Here is a 16,351-nt window from a genome sequence, read left to right as displayed (position 1 = left end):
TTGCCTTGGGTGACCGCATTGAGGGCGGCAAGCGTGGTGCGCTACGCTTGCCGCCCTTGTGTTTTGTTTTGCCGTTTTTTGCCCATGACCCAGCCCTTTGCCACGGTGGCCCTGACTGCCGAGAACATCGCCTGCTGTGCGGACCTGTACCGGGGCGTGTTCAATGCGCCGCCCTGGAACGATGGATGGGAGCATGCCGCTGTGGTGGAGCGGCTCGCGGCATTCATGGCCTTCCCGGCTGCGCGCGCAATGGCGTTGCTGGTCGAGGAGGTGCCGGTTGCGATGGTGCTGGGCTGGAAGGAGCGGTGGGTGAATGGGTGGACGTTTCACATCAAGGAGATGTGCGTGGCGGGGCATCTGCAGCGGCAAGGGGCTGGTTCGGTGCTGATGCGTGCGTTCGAGGACGTGCTGCGAGGCGAGGGCGTTGTGAGTTTGAATTTGCAGACGCTGGAGAGCGCGCCGGCATTTGGGTTTTATGAGGGCTTGGGCTATCGCAAGGGTCAGGTGGTGATGTTGGGGAAGAGGCTGTAGTTGCCCAAGCCATCGGCAAACGGCCGGTGGGGCGCAGTCGGGGAACCCCCAGTGCCGGCGGGGTAGAAGCCTTCTTACAATGTGTTGCAGCAACCGCTGGAGGGCGCCATGGCACACGTCACCTGGGACCACAACCAACCTACCACCTGGATAGCGACGGTCAGCGGGCAAGCCGTCTGCTCCGTCAAGCGCAAGGACATTGGTGGGTGGACAGCGGGCTGGACGGATGAGCGCTTGTGGCCGGCGCCGGCCCATCTGCCCAAGGCTCTGCCGCAGCCCACGCGGTTTTTCAGCAGCCTGGAAGAAGCGAAGGTGGCAGTGGAGCAGGCGCTGTCGACCTGAGCGCTGTTCCTTGTGTGGGTGCTTCGGTGTCGTTGCGGTGCTAACGCGCCACAGCCCTGCCTGAAACCCCCAATGCAGGCGTCGGCTGGTCGCCTGTAGCTACTGTGTGCCTGGATTGTGGGCGGGAGCCGGGGTGTGCGCCCGGCGGCGCACCTACCTTCTTTTGCTTCGCCAAAAGAAGGTAGGCCAAGAAAAGGCGACCCCGCTGCCCGTGACCCCCTCGCACTGCGTACGAGGGGGCAGCCTGCGATGCTCGGTCCTGGGGTGTGCCGCAGAACTCGCTGCGTTCTTCGAACTCCGCTCAAACAGCTGCGGCAAGCCAGACAACGATGCGCGTGTCCTGCGGCACGCGCTCACCCCAGGCCCTGCGCTTCTCGGCACGGTCAGAAGGGGGTGGGAGCGGGCTCCATACGGGCCATTGCTTCGCTCGGCCTGTGGTCCTTCGCTGCGCTCGGCTCGCCAGGGCGGCTGCGCCGCCCGTCGGCAGCGCGCAGCGCGTAACCGACACCCGGCGCAGCTGCGCAGCAGCAGCCGTCTTTGACCCCGCTCCCCACCCCTGCTGGCTGCGCCGAGAAGCGCAGGGGCTGGGGTGGGCGTGTGTGCCGAAGGACACACACGCTTCGTGATCTGACTTGCCGCAGCTGTTTGAGCGGAGTTCGAAGAACGCAGCGAGTTCTGCGGCACCACCCCAGGCCCGAGCATCGCAGGTTGCCCCCGTTCGCCCGACAGGGCGAACGGGGGACGCAGACTGGGGGTCGCCTTTTCTTGGCCCACCTTCTTTTGGCGACGCAAAAGAAGGTGGGTGCGCCGCCGGGCGCACACCCCGGCCTCCGCCCTCAACACAACAACAGAAGCAACGTCTCATCAAAGACCGACATCACCACCCCCCAAAACGACCCCAATCCCCCACCACAACCCCACCCTCCACCGCCCGATACTCCCCATACTGCGCCCCGGTGGCACACGCATGGTTCGGCAAGATCCGCAACTGCCTCCCCACCGGAAACCGCCGCGCAATATCGCCCACGTCCGGCGACCCGGATCCACCGGCCAGCGACAAAATCCCATGCTCCTGGTTCGCACCACTGAGCACATAGCCGTCGAGCACCGTCCCATCCACATCGCACACCTGCCCATAGCCATAGTCGTGCGACTGCTTTTGCGTACCCCGGTCGCGGCTCATGGCCATCCAGCCGGCGTCGACGATGGCCCAGCCCTTGTCCACCTGGTGGCCGATCACGGTGGTCAGCACGCTCAGGGCGATGTCGTCGGTGCTGCACACGCCCACGTTGTGCATCACCAGGTCGAACAACACATACACGCCCGCGCGCACCTCGGTCACGCCCGTGAGGTCGCGCGCCGACAGCGCCGTGGGCGTGGAGCCCACGCTCACCACGGCGCAGGGCAGTCCCGCCGCGCGCAGGCGCTCGGCGGCGTGCACGCAGCCAGCGCGCTCCTGCTCGGCCAGGGCCGTGAGGGCCTCGGGGGTGTTCAGGTCGTAGCTGCCGCCCGCGTGCGTCAGGACGCCGGCCAGGCGCATGCCGCCCGCGTGCAGGGCGCGGCCCACGTCGAGCAGTGCGGCCTCGTCGGGGCGGATGCCCGAGCGGTGGCCGTCGGTGTCCACTTCGATCAGCACTTCGAACACCTCGCCGTGCTCGCGGCCGAAGTCCACGATGGCCTGGGCGGCGGCGATGTTGTCGGTGATGATCTTCAGGTCGCAGCCCTGGCGGCGCAGCGCCAGCACCTGGGGCAGCTTGTGCGGCACAGTGCCCACGGCGTAGAGGATGTCGGTGATGCCGTGGGCAAAAAACTGCGCTGCCTCCTTGAGGGTGGAGACCGTGATGCCCTGCGCGCCGGCGGCGATCTGCGCATCCGTCACGGCCGGGCACTTGGCCGTCTTGGCGTGCGGGCGAAAGCGCACACCCAGCGCGTTCATGCGCTGCTGCATGCGCGCGATGTTGCGCTGCATGCGTGGCAGCTCGATCAGCGCGGCGGGGGTGTCGATCTGCGCCAGGGGAGTCCTGGGGTGGTTGGCTGTTGCTTCTTGCATGGCGGGGGCTCCTTTTCGCTCGCGGGATCAGCCGGCGAGCAGGCTGCAGAAACGCTCCATGTCGACGTTGCCGCCGCTGATCAGCACGCCCACCTTCTTGCCCTTGAGCTCGGCGGCGCGTGCACGCGCCGCCGCAAAGCCCAGGCAGCCCGTGGGCTCCACCACCAGCTTCATGCGCGTGGCGAAGAAGCGCATGGCGTCCACCAGCTGCGCATCGCTCACGGTGAGGATGTCGTCCACGTCGCGGCGGATGATGGGGAAGGTGATCTGCCCCAGGTGCTGCGTCTGCGCGCCATCGGCAATGGTCTGGGGCGTGTCGATGTGCACGATGGAGCCGCTGCGAAACGACTGCTGCCCGTCGTTGCCCGCCTCGGGCTCCACGCCGTAGAGCTTGCAGCGGGGCGACAGCGCGCGCGTGGACAGGGCCGAGCCCGAGAGCAAACCGCCGCCGCCCAGGCAGACGAAGAAGGCGTCGAGCTCGCCCACTTCTTCGAACAACTCCTTGGCCGCCGTGCCCTGGCCGGCCAGCACGTCGGCATGGTCGTACGGCGGGATCATGGTCAGGCCATCGCGCTCGGCCAGGTCGCGGGTGATCTGCTCGCGGTCCTGCGTGTAGCGGTCGTAGAACACCACGTTGGCGCCGTAGCCCTGCGTGGCCGCAATCTTGGCGGCGGGGGCGTCCTGCGGCATGACGATGGTGGCCGGCATGCCCAGCTCGCGCGCGGCCAGGGCGATGCCCTGCGCGTGGTTGCCCGACGAGAACGCGATCACCCCGGCCTTGCGCTGCGTGGCGTCGAACCGGGCCAGCGCGTTGTACGCACCGCGGAACTTGAACGCGCCCATGCGCTGCAGGTTCTCGCACTTGAAGAACACCTGGGCGCCCAGTTCTTCGTCGAGGATGCGCGAGGTGAGCACCGGCGTGCGGTGCGCAACGCCCGCGATGCGGCCGGCGGCGGCCACGACGTCGTCGTAGGTGGGAAGGCGGTTGGCGATGGGGGTGGTAGTGGTCATGGCAACGATGGATGGTGGTTGAAAGCGGGATGGGAACGGAATGAAGAGGACAGGGCCGGTGTCACCACGGCCAGTCAATCTCAGTGCCCAGGCCCTGCGCGAGCGCCTGGGTGTGCAGCATGCGAGCGACGGTCAGGTCCTGCAGGGCCAGGCCCGTCATGTCGAACACGGTGATGTCCTGCGCGCCGCGCGCCACCTGCACCTGGCCGGTGAGCACATCGCCCAGTTCGCCGCAGGGCAGGCCGGGCGGTGCCCATTGCGCCTCGCCAATCTGGCGCGCCTGTGTGGCGTCGTCCACGAACACGCGGGCGCGCTGCAGCAGGCCTACGGGCAGCTCGCGCTTGCCTTGGGTGTCGGTGCCCACGGCGTTGATGTGGGTGCCCGGCTGCACGGCGGCTGCGTCGAACAGCGCGCCACCGCCCGGCGTGGCGGTGACGACCACATCGCTGGCGGCCACAGCTTCATTCGCATCGGTGGCCAGGGCGATGTCGCAGCGGTCGGCAAAAGCCGCCTCGAAGCCCTCGTTGCGCCGCCCATCGTGCGCCACATAGCGCACCCGCCGCAGTGCGGGCAGCACCTGCAGCGCAAAGCGCAGTTGCACGCGCGCCTGCACGCCGGTGCCAAAGAGGCACAGCTGTTCGCTGTCCGCGCGCGCCAGGTGCTGCAGCCCTAGCGCGCCGGCCGCGCCCGTGCGCTCGGTGGTGATGGCATTGCCGTCCAGCAGGCACAGCGGGCGGCCCGTGGCCGGGTCGATCAGCATGACGGTGGCCTGGTGCGGCTCGCCACCCTGCGCGCGGTTGGCGGGCCAGAAGCCTGCGGCCTTGAAGCCCAGCAGCCCTTGGGCGGGCACGTCGCCCGACTTGATACCGAACACCCCGCCCGTGGGTAATGCCTCGCGCACCACGGGGAACACCCGGCCCGCGCGCTGGCTGTGCAGGGTGAAGGCCTCGTGCACGGCGCGCAGCACGTCCTGCGGCTGCAGCAGGGCGCCGACCTGGTGCGTGTCGAGCAGCAGCAGTTGCGCCCGCGCACGGGGGGCCGGTGCGGTGGTGGCGCTGTTCATGCTGTCAGCTCACCACGTGCGTCGCCGTACACCGTGGCACGCGATACGCCCAGGTGCTGCGCCACCACCTCCATCGCGCGGCGCACCTCCAGGCTGCCCGACTCCCTGAGCTCGCGCAGCAGCGCGCGCCGCTCGGCTGCCTTGAGTGCGCGTGGCGCGGTGGACAGGCGCGCTGCGAACTGGTCGATGCGCAGGCGGATGGCATCGGCGCCCGCCGGGTCGAGCGACTCGGTGAGCCCCGTGTCCCCGTCGATGGCGGTGAACTGCCCCACCACGCTCTGCAGGCTGCGAAACAGCGTGAGGTCCACGTTCAGGCACAGCGCGGCGATGTACTCGCCCGACGAATCCTTGATGCCCACCGAGGTGCTCTTGGCCTGGCGCCCATCGGAAAACTGGTTGGCGTAGTTGGCGATGACCTGCGGGTAGTCGGGGTCGGCGATGCGCGCCAGGCCCAGCTCGGTCGTCGGCTCACCGACCGAGCGGCCCGAGAGGTTGTTGTGGATCGCCAGGATGGACTGGCCCGGGTCCAGCAGGTCGTGCACCACCACTTCGCAGAACGGCGCAAAGGTGGCAGCGAGGCCCTGGGCCACCTGCTCGATCTGGGAGAGCAGGGCCTTTTGTTCGGGGGTGCGGTGCGGGGCAGAGGAGGGAGTGCGTTTTGCCATTTGGATAATTTATCCAAAAATGGATAAATTGTCAAAAATCAGACGACCAACGGGCATGGGATGCCTGCCGCTCGGCCTGGTGGACTACCATGACGGCGTGAAAGCCTCCGAAGCACTGCCCCAGTTCCGGGCCCACCAGGGCGATGCCGGCGTCAACCCCGAGCTGGGCCTGCGCAGCACCCATCTGGGCAGCGGCATCCACTACAGCCCGCTGGGGGACTGCTACAGCACCACCGGCCCGCGCCCGGGCTACCGGTGCCGGCTCTGATGGTGCAGCCCGTTCACAAAAGCCATGCCGCTCTGCGGTGGCCCTGCCGCGTGGGCCTGTTGCTGGTGGCCGCCATGCTGTGCGCGGGCTGCGCTGCACCGCGCGGGCCCATGGTGCCGCTGGGCCAGGGCAGCTTTGCCCAGTACCGCACCGAAACGCAGGATTGGATGGCGCAGCACCGTGCCTTCCAGAGTGACGAGCACGACAGCGAACTGGCGCGCAACGCGCCCATGGAGTGGCGGCCCGCGCAGCCCGCGCGCAAGGGCGTGGTGCTGTTCCACGGCCTGGGCGATTCGCCCTGGTCGTTTGCCGACATCGGGCAGGCGCTGGCGGGCCAGGGCTTTCTGGTGCGCACGGCGCTGCTGCCCGGCCACGGCACGCGCCCGGCCGACCTGATCGGCGTGGACCTGAACGACTGGCGCCGCCTGGTGGCCGAGCAGGCGGCCCTGCTGGCGCAGGAGGTTCCAGAGGTCTACCTGGGCGGCTTTTCCACCGGTGCCAACCTGGCGCTGGAGTACGCGCTGGACCACCCCGAGGTCGCGGGCCTGGTGCTCTTTTCACCGGCCCTCAAGTCGGGCGTGCCGCTGGACTGGATCGTGCCCTGGGTGGCACGCGTACGCACCTGGCTGCGCCAGCCCGACTCCGCGCAGCCCCAGCAGACCCCCCTGCGCTACCTCAACGTGCCCACCAATGGCTTTGCGCAGTACTACCGCAGTGCTGCCGCCGTGCGCGAGAAGATCGCGCGCCAGCCCTATGCCCGGCCGGCCCTGCTGGTGCTGGCGCAGCACGACTCGGTGGTGGATGTGGAGCATGTGCTCGGCACCTTCGAGACCCGCTTCACCCACCCCGCCAGCCGCCTCATCTGGTATGGCGAACTGCCTGCGGGTCGTGATGCCGCCATGCCGGGGCGCGAAAGCTCCGGGCAGCGCACGCGTGTGCTGGTACGCACCGACAAGCTGCCCGAGCAGCGCATCAGCCAGTTCTCGCACATGGGTGTGCTGTTTTCGCCGGCCAACCCGCTCTACGGCACCGAAGGCACCCAGCGCATGTGCTGGAACGGGCAGGACGCCGCCGACCAGGCCCGCTGCATGGCGGGCGAGCCGGTGTGGTATTCGGACTGGGGCTACCGCGAGAGTGCCAAGGTGCATGCACGGCTGACCTTCAACCCCTACTTTGACTGGCAGGCCGAAGTCATGCGCGAAGTGCTGGCCGCCCAGTGAGCTCGCGGAGCATCAAGAGGCTTGCCGCGGCCAACGGCTGGGCCGCTGTTGGCGCACAGGCCCGGTCGCTGCAAATGCGCCGATTTGGTTTTACAGTGGGTACCCTGCCCAGGTTGCTTGATCCCGGGCGCCCCCAACCCATGCCCAAACCCCATCACAACGTCTACGTCGTGGAACTCTCCATGGCGGTGCTCAGCGAACGCAAGTTCCGCAGGTGCAACCCGAACTACATCGAGGGCAAGCCCTGCGTGTACGTGGGCATGACCGGGCTGGACCCGGATGTGCGCTTCGACAAGCACAAGGCGGGCATCCAGGCCAACCGCTTCGTGCAGCAGTACGGGCTGCGCCTGCTGCCCGATCTGTACGAGGGCTTCAACCCCATGAGCTACCAGGACGCGGTGGACCGCGAGATCGAAGTCGGCATCGACCTGCGCTCGGCCGGGTTCGGGGTGTGGCAGGCGTGATGCGAGTCAGTGCGCCACCACGGGCCTTTTGAAAAACGCATCCAGCACCGGGACCAGGCCAGAGAACTCCACAGCGAAGCGCGCGCGGTTGACGAAGTACGCCTCGCAGGCCACGGCGAAGAATTCGGAGGGCGAGGTGGCGCCGTAGGCATCCAGCCAGGGCATCTCGGCGCCGAAGCGCTCGGCCTTGATCACCGCCTCGCGAAAGTCCGCGTAAGCGGGCTCCCAGGCGTTCCACCAAGCCTCGTACGCCCCGCGGCCGGTGCGGGCGCCCATGAAGCCTGCGGGCAGGGGAGGGCAGCCGTTGGGCTCGCCGCTGCCGCGCATATCGAGCTTGTGCACGAACTCATGCACCACCACGTTGGTGCCGCGCTCGGTGTTTTCGCGACCGTTGGAGGCGTGCTCCCAGCTGAGCATGATGGGGCCGCGGTCCATGGCCTCGCCCAGCAGCACCTGCTCGTGTTCGTGCACCACGCCGGCCTCGTCCACGGTCTGCCGTTTGGCCACGGCCTCGCCGGGGTGCAGCACGATGCCCACGAAATCGTCGTACCACGCGAGGGCCTTGGCCGGCTCGCCCCAGTGCAGCAGGGGCAGGCAGGCCTGCGCGGCGATGTCGATGGCCATGGCGTCGGTCACCTCCATGCCATGCGCGCCGTGAAAGCGCTTGTGGTGCAGAAAAAGGGCGCTCAGCGCGCGCAGCTTGGACTGGTCGTGCAGCGACAAGGCGGCGAGGAAGGGGTAGCGCTGCAGTGTCTGCAGCCACAGCGTGGCCGAGATGTCGGGCACGGGGGCTACGGTGGTGCGCACGCGGCGCCAGAGCCGGTTCAGGATGGGGGGCATGGTGTCAGAGCATGCCAACAAAAGCATGCGCATGGAATCAAGACCCCTCTTACTTTGGGCCGAGGGTGACGCGTTCCAAGCCCGCGTTCGACAAACGCAGTGTTTCCAGCCGTGGGGGCAATGCGGCGGCGTCCCAGTCGCTGAGCACCACGCGGGTGAGCCCTGGCGCAAGCGTGTGCTGCGCAGGGCGGTGGGTGTGGCCGTGGACCAGGGTGCTGGCGCCGGCCGCCTGCAGCCAGGCGAGGGTGGCAGGGCCATCCAGATCGGCATAGATGGTGCCCGACTGCTTCTTGGCCTCGCTCTCCTGGCGGATGCCGCGCGCCTGGGCGCGGCGCGTGGCCAGGGGCTGGGCCAGAAAGGCCTGCTGCCAGGCACTGCTGCGCGCCTGCACGCGAAAGCGCTGGTAGTCCACGTCGGCGAGGCACAGCAGGTCGCCGTGGCTCAGCACGATGCGCTGCTCGCCGAAGACCAGCACGGTGGGGTCCGCCAGGCCGACCATGCCCGTGCGCTGCAGAAAGGCCGGGCCGGCCAGGAAGTCGCGGTTGCCGTGCATGAAGTACAGCGGCAGGCGCTGTGACGCGGCGGACAGCGCAGCGCAGCCCTCGGCCTCGAAGCTGCCGGACTCGTCCATGGCATCGTCGCCCACCCACACCTCGAACAGGTCGCCCAGGATGAACAGGGCGTCGACCGGAGTGGTCTGCAGGTAGTGCCGGAGCGCGGCCACCGTGGCGGGCTCGCTGGCCTGTAGGTGCAGGTCCGAAATGAAATCGACCGTGCGCCAGTGCGAGGGAGCGATCAGCTCCTCGAACCGGGGCACGGTGGTGGTCACGGGGTGACGGCTGTCGCTCAATTACAGAGCTACGGCCTTTTCGATGATCACGTCGTCTTTTGGCACGTCATCATGAAAACCCTTGCGGCCCGTCTTCACGGCCTTGATCTTGTCCACCACGTCGGCACCACCGACCACCTTGCCGAACACGGCATAGCCCCAGCCCTGGGCCGAGGGGGCGGTGTGGTTCAGAAAGCCGTTGTCGGCCACGTTGATGAAGAACTGGGCAGTGGCAGAGTGCGGGTCGCTCGTGCGGGCCATGGCCACGGTGTAGTTGGCGTTCTTCAGGCCGTTGTTGGCTTCGTTCTGGATCGGGGCATCGCTGGGCTTTTGCGCCATGCCGGGTTCGAAACCGCCGCCTTGCACCATGAAGCCGGGGATCACGCGGTGGAAGATGGTGTTGTTGTAGTGGCCCTTGTTCACGTAGGCCAGGAAGTTCTCGGCCGACTTGGGGGCCTTTTCAGCGTCGAGTTCGAGGGTGATGACACCGTAGCCGGTGATGTGCAGTTCGACTTGGGGGTTGCTCATGGCAATGCTTCCTTCTGAATGGGTAAAAAAGGGGATTACTTCACGACCGTGGCGGACGTGATGACGATGGGGGTGGTGGGCACGTCGCCGCGCCCGGTGGGCACGGCCTTGATCTTGTCGACCACGTCGGCGCCGCTGATCACCTTGCCGAACACGGCGTAGCCATGGCCGTCAGGGCTGGGGGCGTTCAGGCTGTCGTTGTTCTTCACGTTGATGAAGAACTGGGCGGTGGCCGACTCCGGGTTGGAGGTGCGTGCCATGGCCACGGTGTAGGTGTCGTTCTTGAGGCCGTTCTTGGCCTCCAGCGGGATCGGCGGCCGGGTGGACTTTTGCTGCATGTCGGGCGTGAAACCGCCGCCCTGGATCATGAAGTTGTTGATCACGCGGTGGAAGATGGTGCCGTCGTAGTGCTTGGCGTTCACGTAGGCGAGAAAGTTCTCCACCGTCTTGGGGGCCTTGGCGGGGTCGAGTTGCAGCACGATGTCGCCCACGGAGGTGGTGAGCTTGACCTTGGGCGCATCCTGCGCGTGGGCGGGGGTTGCCAGGCCGACCAGGGCCGACAGTGCGATGCCGGCCAGCGACAGGGCCGCGTTTCTCTTGGAAATCATCCAATCACTCCTTCAAAGAATATTTGCCATTGCTGGCCCTTGCGCTTCCAGTACTGGCGCTTGACGGGGCCGGTGCGTGCGCCTTCGGCGACTTCGCCGAACGTTACCACCATGGTGTCCGTGGCGTCTGTCCAGCGCAGGTAAGACTTGTCCTTGAGCTGTATTTCACGGCCCTTCAAGGCGCGCGACTCGGCCTGCAGCACCGTGGTCCACTCCGACAGGGGCTTTTGCCGGTAGCTCTGGAAATCGGGGGCGTAAAAGCCCGTCAGCCGCGCCATGTCGCCCTGTGACTTGGCGGTGCGCCAGGCGTTGAGCACGGCCTCGAAGGCATTGCGCTCGGCCTGCACGCTGTGCGCGGCCACCCACTGCAGCTGGCGGGCAATCACCACGGGGGTGGAGCGGGGCTCCACCTGGCGCAGGATGCGCTCCAGGTCGGGGTTGGCCAGCACCACGCAGCCATCGGTGGCCAGGGGGGCGCGCGCGAACTGGTCGGGCGGTGTGCCGTGCAGCCAGATGCCGCTGCCGGTCTTGCCCCGGCTCTGGTCCAGCGGGTTGGGGTAGTTGATGGGCAGGGCGCCGGCGCCGTAGAAGTCCTTGAGCGTGACCGGGTCCAGGCGGCTGGTGATGAAGTACACGCCCAGGGGGGTGCGCTGGTCGCCCTCGACCAGCTTCTCGATGCCCAGCTTGCCCACCGAGGCGTAGTAGTCGGCCACCAGCTGCAGGCCCTTGGGTGTGTTCTCGAAGAGGTACAGGCGCGAGCGCGATGCGTCGATGGCGATCGCGTGGCGCGAGCGGCTGGACAGCTCCAGGAACTGTGCGGGTATGCGGTCGGCGCCCGGGCGGTTCTTGTGCGCCTGCACGCGCTGCAGCGACTCGGTGCGCAGCTCGTCGAGCATGCCGCCGGCTTCGGGGGCACGCGCGGCATCGGCCTCGGGCACGTCGCCGAGCTTGCGCACGGGGCGCACGCGGGCGTTGAGCAGGTCACCGAGCGCCAGTTGCGCGAGCTGGAAGTTGGGGTAGTCGCGTGCCAGGCTTTCGGCGCGGGCCAGGGCCTCGCGGCCACGGCCCTGGCCGGTGAGCTGGTAGACCTCCATCAACCGCGCCTCGGCCTGGCCGTCACGCAGGTTCTCGGGGGCTTTGGCCGGTTTGGCGGCGCCGGCACCGCGCATGCGGTTTTGCGGATTCTGGGCGAAGGCGGGCGCTGCCTGCGCAGCGGCAGCCAGCAACAGCACAACGGCCGCCGTGCGGCGGCCCCAGCGGGGCGAATCCACCATCATGTCCGTCAGTCGGTCAGCGGCTGGTTCGAAGCTGTTCGCCAGCCCACAGGGTGGGCGCCGTCGCCATGTCGTGCACCACCATCAGCCGCCGGTGGCTTCCCGCACGATGGCCCAGCGGCCGCCGTTCTGCACCAGGTCCAGCGTCTTGCGACTGGTCACGTTGAGCGCATCGGCGCTGTAGGCCTGGCGAAAGCGCGCCGTGGCCTTATTGCCGCTCACGCTCACGGTGATGTCGGAGACCTGTACGGTGATCTTGGATTTGCCCACGATGCGCGATTCGCGCTCTTTCTCCCAGGCGGCGCGGGTCTGGCGGCCTGGCGGGTCGAAGTCCTTGTCGTAGGCGCCCAGGTAGGCCTTCATGTCCTTGGCGGCCCAGGCGGCGGCCCAGGCCTGCACGGCGGCGGTGACTTCCTGGGTGGATGCGGGCGCAGCAGCTGCCGCGGCAGGGGCGGGTGCCGCTGCAGCGGGTGCCGGGGCAGGAGCGGGTGTTGGAGCAGGTGCCACTGGAGCAGGCGCCGGTGCGGCGGGCGCAGCGGCTGGGGCCGGGGCCGGGGCCGGGGCAGGGCGCTGCGTGGCGACCACGGCAGGTGCGGGTGAGGGTGAAGGTGAGGGGGCTGCAGCGGCAGGGCGGGCCTTGCCCGATGGGTCGGCCGAGAACAGCTCGCGGATCAGCGCCAGCTTGGGCTTGACCGAGTTGGCGTTGGTCGCGTCGAGCTGCAGTGCCTTGTTGTAGGCCTGGCTGGCCAGCTTGGCGTAGATGTCGCCCAGGTTCTCGTGCGCGGTGGCGTAGCTGGGGTTGGTGCGGATGGCCATCTCCAGCGCGGTGCGGGCCTTGTCCAACTGGTTCTGGTTGGCGTAGAGCACGGCCAGGTTGTTGTAGGGCTCGGGCAGCTCGGGGTACTCTTCGGTCAGCTTGGTGAAGGTGGCGATGGCCTCGGTGGGCTTGCCCGAGTCGGACTGGGCCACGCCGCGCAAAAAGCGCAGTTGCGGGTCGCGCGGGCTGGTGGCCAGGCGCTGGTCGGCCTTGGTCAGGGCTTCGCCCGCCTTGCCGGCCTTGAGCAACTGCGTGATGTCGGCGTAGTCGTCGGCCGCATGTGCCAGGGTGGTGCCCACCAATGCCGTCAGGGCCAGCAGGCGCAAAATTCGGGGGAGGGTGCGGCGGACTGGTTGCTTCATGAGGGTATGGAAGGTGATGGACAGCGTCGAACCCTGGCGGGGCTTATACTGCGGCGGATTGTAGCTGAGGGGGTGGTCATGACGGTGCGCTGTTGCCGCTGGTGATTTCGATGGGCGTTCGCTGATGAACGCGCCCCCCGAGGGGCCTGTTCCCGCTGCTGCCGGGTGAACGGGCTTCACCCACACCCCCTTTCGGTTTCCCCCTGACTGACATCCCATGAGTTTGCGCATCTACAACACGCTTTCGCGTGAGTTGGAGAACTTTTCCCCGCTCGAATCTGGCCACGTGCGCATGTACGTGTGCGGCATGACGATTTATGACCTGTGCCACATCGGTCACGCCCGCATGATGATGGCGTTCGACGTGGTGCAGCGCTGGCTCAAAGCCAGCGACCTGCGCGTGACCTACGTGCGCAACATCACCGACATCGACGACAAGATCATCCGGCGGGCGCTGGAGCGCGGCATCACCATCCGTGCCCTCACGGACGAGATGATCGCCGCCATGCACGCCGACATCGCGGCCCTGGGCATCGAGCCGCCCTCGATCGAGCCGCGCGCCACCGAATACGTGCCGCAGATGCTCTCGCTCATCGGCGCCCTGGAAGGCAAGGGCCTGGCCTACCGCGCCAGCAATGGCGACGTGAACTACTCGGTGCGCAAGTTCGACGGCTATGGCAAGCTCTCGGGCAAGTCCATCGACGAGCTGCGCGCCGGCGAGCGCGTGGCCGTGCCCGACGGCAAGGAAGATCCGCTCGATTTCGTATTGTGGAAGGCCTCCAAGCCTGAAGAGCCGCCCGAGGCCAAGTGGGACAGCGCATTCGGCTCGGGCCGCCCCGGCTGGCACATCGAGTGCTCGGCCATGTGCGGCGCCACGCTGGGCGAGACCTTCGACATCCACGGCGGCGGCATGGACCTGCAGTTCCCGCACCACGAGAACGAGATCGCCCAGAGCGAAGGCGCCAATGGCAAGCCCCTGGCGAAGTTCTGGGTGCACAACGGTTTTGTGCGCGTGGACAACGAGAAGATGAGCAAGTCGCTCGGCAACTTCTTCACCATCCGCGAGGTGCTGGCGAAGTACGACGCCGAGACGGTGCGCTTTTTCATCGTGCGTGCCCACTACCGCAGCGCCCTGAACTACAGCGACGCCCACCTGGACGACGCGCGCCAGGCCCTCAAACGCCTGTACACCGCCCTCAGCCTGGTGGCCCCAGCCCCTGTGGCCGCCATCGACTGGACCGCGCCCCACGCTGCGCGCTTCAAGGCGGCCATGGACGAAGACTTCGGCACGCCCGAGGCCATGGCCGTGCTGTTCGACCTGGCGGGCGAGGTGAACAAGACCCGCTCGGCCGAGCTGGCCGGGCTGCTCAAGGCGCTGGGCGCTTGCCTGGGCATTCTGCAGGGCGAACCAGAGGCCTTCCTGAAGGCCGGTGCCGGGCTGCACGAAGCCGCCATCGCCGAGCAGATCGCCGCCCGCGCCGCCGCCAAGGCCGCCAAGAATTTCGCCGAGGCCGACTGCATCCGCCAGGCGCTGCTGGCCCAGGGCATCGTGCTCAAGGATTCCGCCGCTGGCACCACCTGGGAAGCCGCCCAGTGACCCGCATGCCCCCGATAGAACAACGCATGAACGAAGAGAACAAGAACAACCCCCATGGCAGCGGCAAGAAAAATGGCTAAAGAGGAACTGTTGGTACCTACCGCGATTGCTGCGGCCGCGCCGGCCGTGGCCGTTTCCACGCCCTCCTACTGGGCCGAGGCCTGCAAGCACCTGATGAAGAAGGACCGGGTGATGAAGCGCCTGATCCCGCAGTTCGGCGACGCCGCGCTGCAGACCCAGGGCGATGCCTTCACCACGCTGGCGCGCTCCATCGTGGGCCAGCAGATCTCGGTGAAGGCCGCGCAGACCGTGTGGGAGCGCTTTGCCCAGCTGCCGCGCAGCATGAAGCCGGCCAGCGTGCTCAAGCTCAAGGTGGACGACATGCGCGCCGCCGGCCTGTCGGCCCGCAAGGTCGACTACCTGGTCGATCTGGCGCTGCACTTCGACGGCGGCAAGCTGCACGTGAAGGACTGGGCCTCGATGGACGACGAAGCCATCATTGCCGAGCTGGTGGCCATCCGCGGCATTGGCCGCTGGACGGCGGAGATGTTCCTCATCTTCTACCTGATGCGCCCCAATGTCTTGCCCCTGGACGACGTGGGGTTGATCGGCGGCATCAGCCACAACTACTTCTCGGGCGAAACCGTGAGCCGCAGCGAAGCCCGCGAAGTCGCCGAGGCCTGGAAGCCATGGGCCAGCGTGGCGACTTGGTATATTTGGCGATCCATGGATCCGCAGCCCGTCGTGTCGTACTGACGGCCCGCTCCAGGGCCCATTTCTTTACAGGCGTCAAACCCAACTCGTAACGCGTCGGTTACAGTGCGTGCCTCATTCATGGCACGCGCCCCCGGCGCGACCCAAGGAGAACAACGTTGGCGAAAAAGACCTTTCTGGATTTCGAGCAGCCGATTGCCGAACTCGAAACCAAAATCGAAGAACTGCGCTACGTGCAGACCGAGAGCGCCGTCGATATCTCGGAAGAGATCGACCAGCTGAGCAAGAAGAGCCAGCAGCTCACCAAGGACATCTACGCCGAGCTGTCGCCCTGGCAGATCACCAAGATCGCCCGCCACCCCGAGCGCCCCTATACGCTCGACTACGTGCGCGACATCTTCACCGACTTCGTGGAGCTGCACGGTGACCGCCACTATGCGGACGACCTGTCCATCGTGGGCGGCCTGGCACGCTTCAACGGCCACGCCTGCATGGTGCTGGGCCACCAGAAGGGGCGCGACACCAAGGAGCGCGCCATGCGCAACTTCGGCATGAGCAAGCCCGAGGGCTACCGCAAGGCCCTGCGCCTGATGAAGACGGCCGAGAAGTTCAAGCTGCCGGTGTTCACCTTCGTCGACACGCCTGGTGCCTACCCCGGCATTGACGCCGAAGAGCGCGGCCAGTCGGAAGCCATCGGCCGCAACATCTTCGAGATGGCGCAGCTCGAAGTGCCCATCATCACCACCATCATCGGCGAAGGCGGCTCCGGCGGCGCGCTGGCGATCAGCGTGGCCGACCAGGTGGTGATGCTGCAATACGCCATCTACTCCGTGATCAGCCCCGAGGGCTGCGCCTCCATCCTCTGGAAGACCAGTGAAAAGGCCCAGGAAGCGGCCGACGCCCTGGGCATCACCGCCCACCGCCTGAAGGCCCTGGGCCTGGTAGACAAGATCGTGAGCGAGCCCGTGGGCGGCGGCCACCGCGACCACAAGCAGATGGCCGCTTTTTTGAAGCGCGCCCTGGGCGACGCCTTCCGCCAGGTGGCGGACCTCAAGACCAAGGACCTGCTGGACCGCCGCTACGAGCGCCTGCAGAGCTACGGCCGCTTCAGCGACACCAAGTCAGAGCGCTGAGCCCTCTGCCGCCAATCCCCCCCAACGGCCCTTCA

The 16,351-nt window shown here is 67.5% G+C and carries 18 protein-coding genes; 8 read left to right on the top strand and 10 right to left on the bottom strand.

The features are described 5' to 3' along the window. Nucleotides 1-84 precede the first annotated feature (84 nt). The gene (locus tag ACSQ9E_RS19735) at nucleotides 85-531 is read left to right on the top strand and encodes a GNAT family N-acetyltransferase (RefSeq protein ID WP_057199517.1); all 447 of its coding nucleotides are present in this window, start codon (nucleotides 85-87) and stop codon (nucleotides 529-531) included. Between the two features lie 108 nt (nucleotides 532-639). After that, nucleotides 640-873, top strand: coding sequence for a hypothetical protein (locus ACSQ9E_RS19730; RefSeq protein WP_057269468.1), 234 nt, complete (start codon nucleotides 640-642; stop codon nucleotides 871-873). 877 nt (nucleotides 874-1,750) lie between these two features. Here the strand turns inward: ACSQ9E_RS19730 and ACSQ9E_RS19725 are convergent. From ACSQ9E_RS19725 to ACSQ9E_RS19710, 4 genes are all read right to left on the bottom strand, one after another. Further along, nucleotides 1,751-2,923, bottom strand: coding sequence for a DSD1 family PLP-dependent enzyme (locus ACSQ9E_RS19725; protein WP_436218915.1), 1,173 nt, complete (start codon nucleotides 2,921-2,923; stop codon nucleotides 1,751-1,753). Between the two features lie 27 nt (nucleotides 2,924-2,950). After that, entirely contained in the window at nucleotides 2,951-3,934 is a 984-nt protein-coding gene (locus ACSQ9E_RS19720) for a threo-3-hydroxy-L-aspartate ammonia-lyase (protein WP_057199520.1), read from the bottom strand. A 61-nt stretch (nucleotides 3,935-3,995) separates the two neighbouring features. Further along, entirely contained in the window at nucleotides 3,996-4,997 is a 1,002-nt protein-coding gene (locus ACSQ9E_RS19715; RefSeq protein ID WP_436218914.1) for an ornithine cyclodeaminase family protein, read from the bottom strand. Continuing rightward, the gene (locus tag ACSQ9E_RS19710; RefSeq protein WP_057199522.1) at nucleotides 4,994-5,662 is read right to left on the bottom strand and encodes a helix-turn-helix transcriptional regulator; all 669 of its coding nucleotides are present in this window, start codon (nucleotides 5,660-5,662) and stop codon (nucleotides 4,994-4,996) included. The genes ACSQ9E_RS19715 and ACSQ9E_RS19710 overlap by 4 nt, the downstream gene beginning before the upstream one ends. Nucleotides 5,663-5,717: 55 nt before the next feature. On the opposite strand from ACSQ9E_RS19710, the gene ACSQ9E_RS19705 reads away from it, so the two are divergent. The 3 genes from ACSQ9E_RS19705 to ACSQ9E_RS19695 all read left to right on the top strand — a co-directional run bounded on the left by ACSQ9E_RS19705 (nucleotide 5,718) and on the right by ACSQ9E_RS19695 (nucleotide 7,614). Next, on the top strand, nucleotides 5,718-5,930 hold the full coding sequence (locus ACSQ9E_RS19705) for a hypothetical protein (protein WP_436218913.1): 213 nt from the start codon (nucleotides 5,718-5,720) through the stop codon (nucleotides 5,928-5,930). After that, entirely contained in the window at nucleotides 5,930-7,150 is a 1,221-nt protein-coding gene (locus ACSQ9E_RS19700) for an alpha/beta hydrolase (RefSeq protein ID WP_235514167.1), read from the top strand. Before ACSQ9E_RS19705 ends, ACSQ9E_RS19700 begins: the two co-directional genes overlap by 1 nt. Before the next feature lie 140 nt (nucleotides 7,151-7,290). Continuing rightward, nucleotides 7,291-7,614, top strand: a complete 324-nt coding sequence (locus tag ACSQ9E_RS19695) for a hypothetical protein (protein ID WP_057199524.1) — start codon at nucleotides 7,291-7,293, stop codon at nucleotides 7,612-7,614. Between the two features lie 6 nt (nucleotides 7,615-7,620). Here the strand turns inward: ACSQ9E_RS19695 and ACSQ9E_RS19690 are convergent, their stop codons facing one another. The 6 genes from ACSQ9E_RS19690 to ACSQ9E_RS19665 form a co-directional block, all read right to left on the bottom strand. After that, on the bottom strand, nucleotides 7,621-8,454 hold the full coding sequence (locus ACSQ9E_RS19690; RefSeq protein ID WP_436218912.1) for a zinc-dependent peptidase: 834 nt from the start codon (nucleotides 8,452-8,454) through the stop codon (nucleotides 7,621-7,623). 49 nt (nucleotides 8,455-8,503) lie between these two features. Next, nucleotides 8,504-9,283 carry a UDP-2,3-diacylglucosamine diphosphatase gene (locus tag ACSQ9E_RS19685; RefSeq protein ID WP_436220239.1) on the bottom strand — a complete coding sequence of 260 codons (780 nt, stop codon included), beginning with the start codon at nucleotides 9,281-9,283 and terminating at the stop codon, nucleotides 8,504-8,506. Between the two features lie 21 nt (nucleotides 9,284-9,304). Beyond that, the gene (locus tag ACSQ9E_RS19680) at nucleotides 9,305-9,811 is read right to left on the bottom strand and encodes a peptidylprolyl isomerase (protein WP_057199527.1); all 507 of its coding nucleotides are present in this window, start codon (nucleotides 9,809-9,811) and stop codon (nucleotides 9,305-9,307) included. 35 nt (nucleotides 9,812-9,846) lie between these two features. Next, nucleotides 9,847-10,419, bottom strand: coding sequence for a peptidylprolyl isomerase (locus tag ACSQ9E_RS19675; RefSeq protein ID WP_057199528.1), 573 nt, complete (start codon nucleotides 10,417-10,419; stop codon nucleotides 9,847-9,849). Further along, complete coding sequence (locus tag ACSQ9E_RS19670; protein ID WP_428001905.1) at nucleotides 10,416-11,696, bottom strand: L,D-transpeptidase family protein; 1,281 nt, start codon at nucleotides 11,694-11,696, stop codon at nucleotides 10,416-10,418. Before ACSQ9E_RS19670 ends, ACSQ9E_RS19675 begins: the two co-directional genes overlap by 4 nt. Before the next feature lie 81 nt (nucleotides 11,697-11,777). Further along, on the bottom strand, nucleotides 11,778-12,872 hold the full coding sequence (locus ACSQ9E_RS19665) for a L,D-transpeptidase Cds6 family protein (protein WP_436218911.1): 1,095 nt from the start codon (nucleotides 12,870-12,872) through the stop codon (nucleotides 11,778-11,780). A 217-nt stretch (nucleotides 12,873-13,089) separates the two neighbouring features. Between ACSQ9E_RS19665 and cysS the strand changes: the two genes are divergently transcribed. The 3 genes from cysS to ACSQ9E_RS19650 all read left to right on the top strand — a co-directional run bounded on the left by cysS (nucleotide 13,090) and on the right by ACSQ9E_RS19650 (nucleotide 16,316). Then, nucleotides 13,090-14,469, top strand: coding sequence for a cysteine--tRNA ligase (gene cysS, locus ACSQ9E_RS19660; RefSeq protein WP_436218910.1), 1,380 nt, complete (start codon nucleotides 13,090-13,092; stop codon nucleotides 14,467-14,469). Between the two features lie 72 nt (nucleotides 14,470-14,541). Beyond that, nucleotides 14,542-15,225 (top strand): DNA-3-methyladenine glycosylase family protein, encoded by a 684-nt coding sequence (locus tag ACSQ9E_RS19655; RefSeq protein ID WP_436218909.1) that lies wholly within the window; start codon nucleotides 14,542-14,544, stop codon nucleotides 15,223-15,225. A 116-nt stretch (nucleotides 15,226-15,341) separates the two neighbouring features. Further along, nucleotides 15,342-16,316 (top strand): acetyl-CoA carboxylase carboxyltransferase subunit alpha, encoded by a 975-nt coding sequence (locus ACSQ9E_RS19650; RefSeq protein ID WP_057199533.1) that lies wholly within the window; start codon nucleotides 15,342-15,344, stop codon nucleotides 16,314-16,316. The last annotated feature ends 35 nt before the right edge of the window (nucleotides 16,317-16,351 follow it).

Source organism: Acidovorax sp. LjRoot118, assembly GCF_964253575.1.
In the GTDB taxonomy this organism is placed as follows: Bacteria; Pseudomonadota; Gammaproteobacteria; order Burkholderiales; family Burkholderiaceae_C; genus Acidovorax.
Note: the sequence above shows the minus strand (reverse complement) of the source record. Positions and strands in the feature narration are given on the sequence as shown.

Coding starts and splice junctions, on each gene's coding strand:
- ACSQ9E_RS19735 (WP_057199517.1), top strand. CDS start 85: ATGACCCAGCCCTTTGCCACGGTGGCCCTGACTGCCGAGAACATCGCC.
- ACSQ9E_RS19730 (WP_057269468.1), top strand. CDS start 640: ATGGCACACGTCACCTGGGACCACAACCAACCTACCACCTGGATAGCG.
- ACSQ9E_RS19725 (WP_436218915.1), bottom strand. CDS start 2,923: ATGCAAGAAGCAACAGCCAACCACCCCAGGACTCCCCTGGCGCAGATC.
- ACSQ9E_RS19720 (WP_057199520.1), bottom strand. CDS start 3,934: ATGACCACTACCACCCCCATCGCCAACCGCCTTCCCACCTACGACGAC.
- ACSQ9E_RS19715 (WP_436218914.1), bottom strand. CDS start 4,997: ATGAACAGCGCCACCACCGCACCGGCCCCCCGTGCGCGGGCGCAACTG.
- ACSQ9E_RS19710 (WP_057199522.1), bottom strand. CDS start 5,662: ATGGCAAAACGCACTCCCTCCTCTGCCCCGCACCGCACCCCCGAACAA.
- ACSQ9E_RS19705 (WP_436218913.1), top strand. CDS start 5,718: ATGGGATGCCTGCCGCTCGGCCTGGTGGACTACCATGACGGCGTGAAA.
- ACSQ9E_RS19700 (WP_235514167.1), top strand. CDS start 5,930: ATGGTGCAGCCCGTTCACAAAAGCCATGCCGCTCTGCGGTGGCCCTGC.
- ACSQ9E_RS19695 (WP_057199524.1), top strand. CDS start 7,291: ATGCCCAAACCCCATCACAACGTCTACGTCGTGGAACTCTCCATGGCG.
- ACSQ9E_RS19690 (WP_436218912.1), bottom strand. CDS start 8,454: ATGCCCCCCATCCTGAACCGGCTCTGGCGCCGCGTGCGCACCACCGTA.
- ACSQ9E_RS19680 (WP_057199527.1), bottom strand. CDS start 9,811: ATGAGCAACCCCCAAGTCGAACTGCACATCACCGGCTACGGTGTCATC.
- ACSQ9E_RS19675 (WP_057199528.1), bottom strand. CDS start 10,419: ATGATTTCCAAGAGAAACGCGGCCCTGTCGCTGGCCGGCATCGCACTG.
- ACSQ9E_RS19670 (WP_428001905.1), bottom strand. CDS start 11,696: ATGATGGTGGATTCGCCCCGCTGGGGCCGCCGCACGGCGGCCGTTGTG.
- ACSQ9E_RS19665 (WP_436218911.1), bottom strand. CDS start 12,872: ATGAAGCAACCAGTCCGCCGCACCCTCCCCCGAATTTTGCGCCTGCTG.
- cysS (WP_436218910.1), top strand. CDS start 13,090: ATGAGTTTGCGCATCTACAACACGCTTTCGCGTGAGTTGGAGAACTTT.
- ACSQ9E_RS19655 (WP_436218909.1), top strand. CDS start 14,542: ATGGCTAAAGAGGAACTGTTGGTACCTACCGCGATTGCTGCGGCCGCG.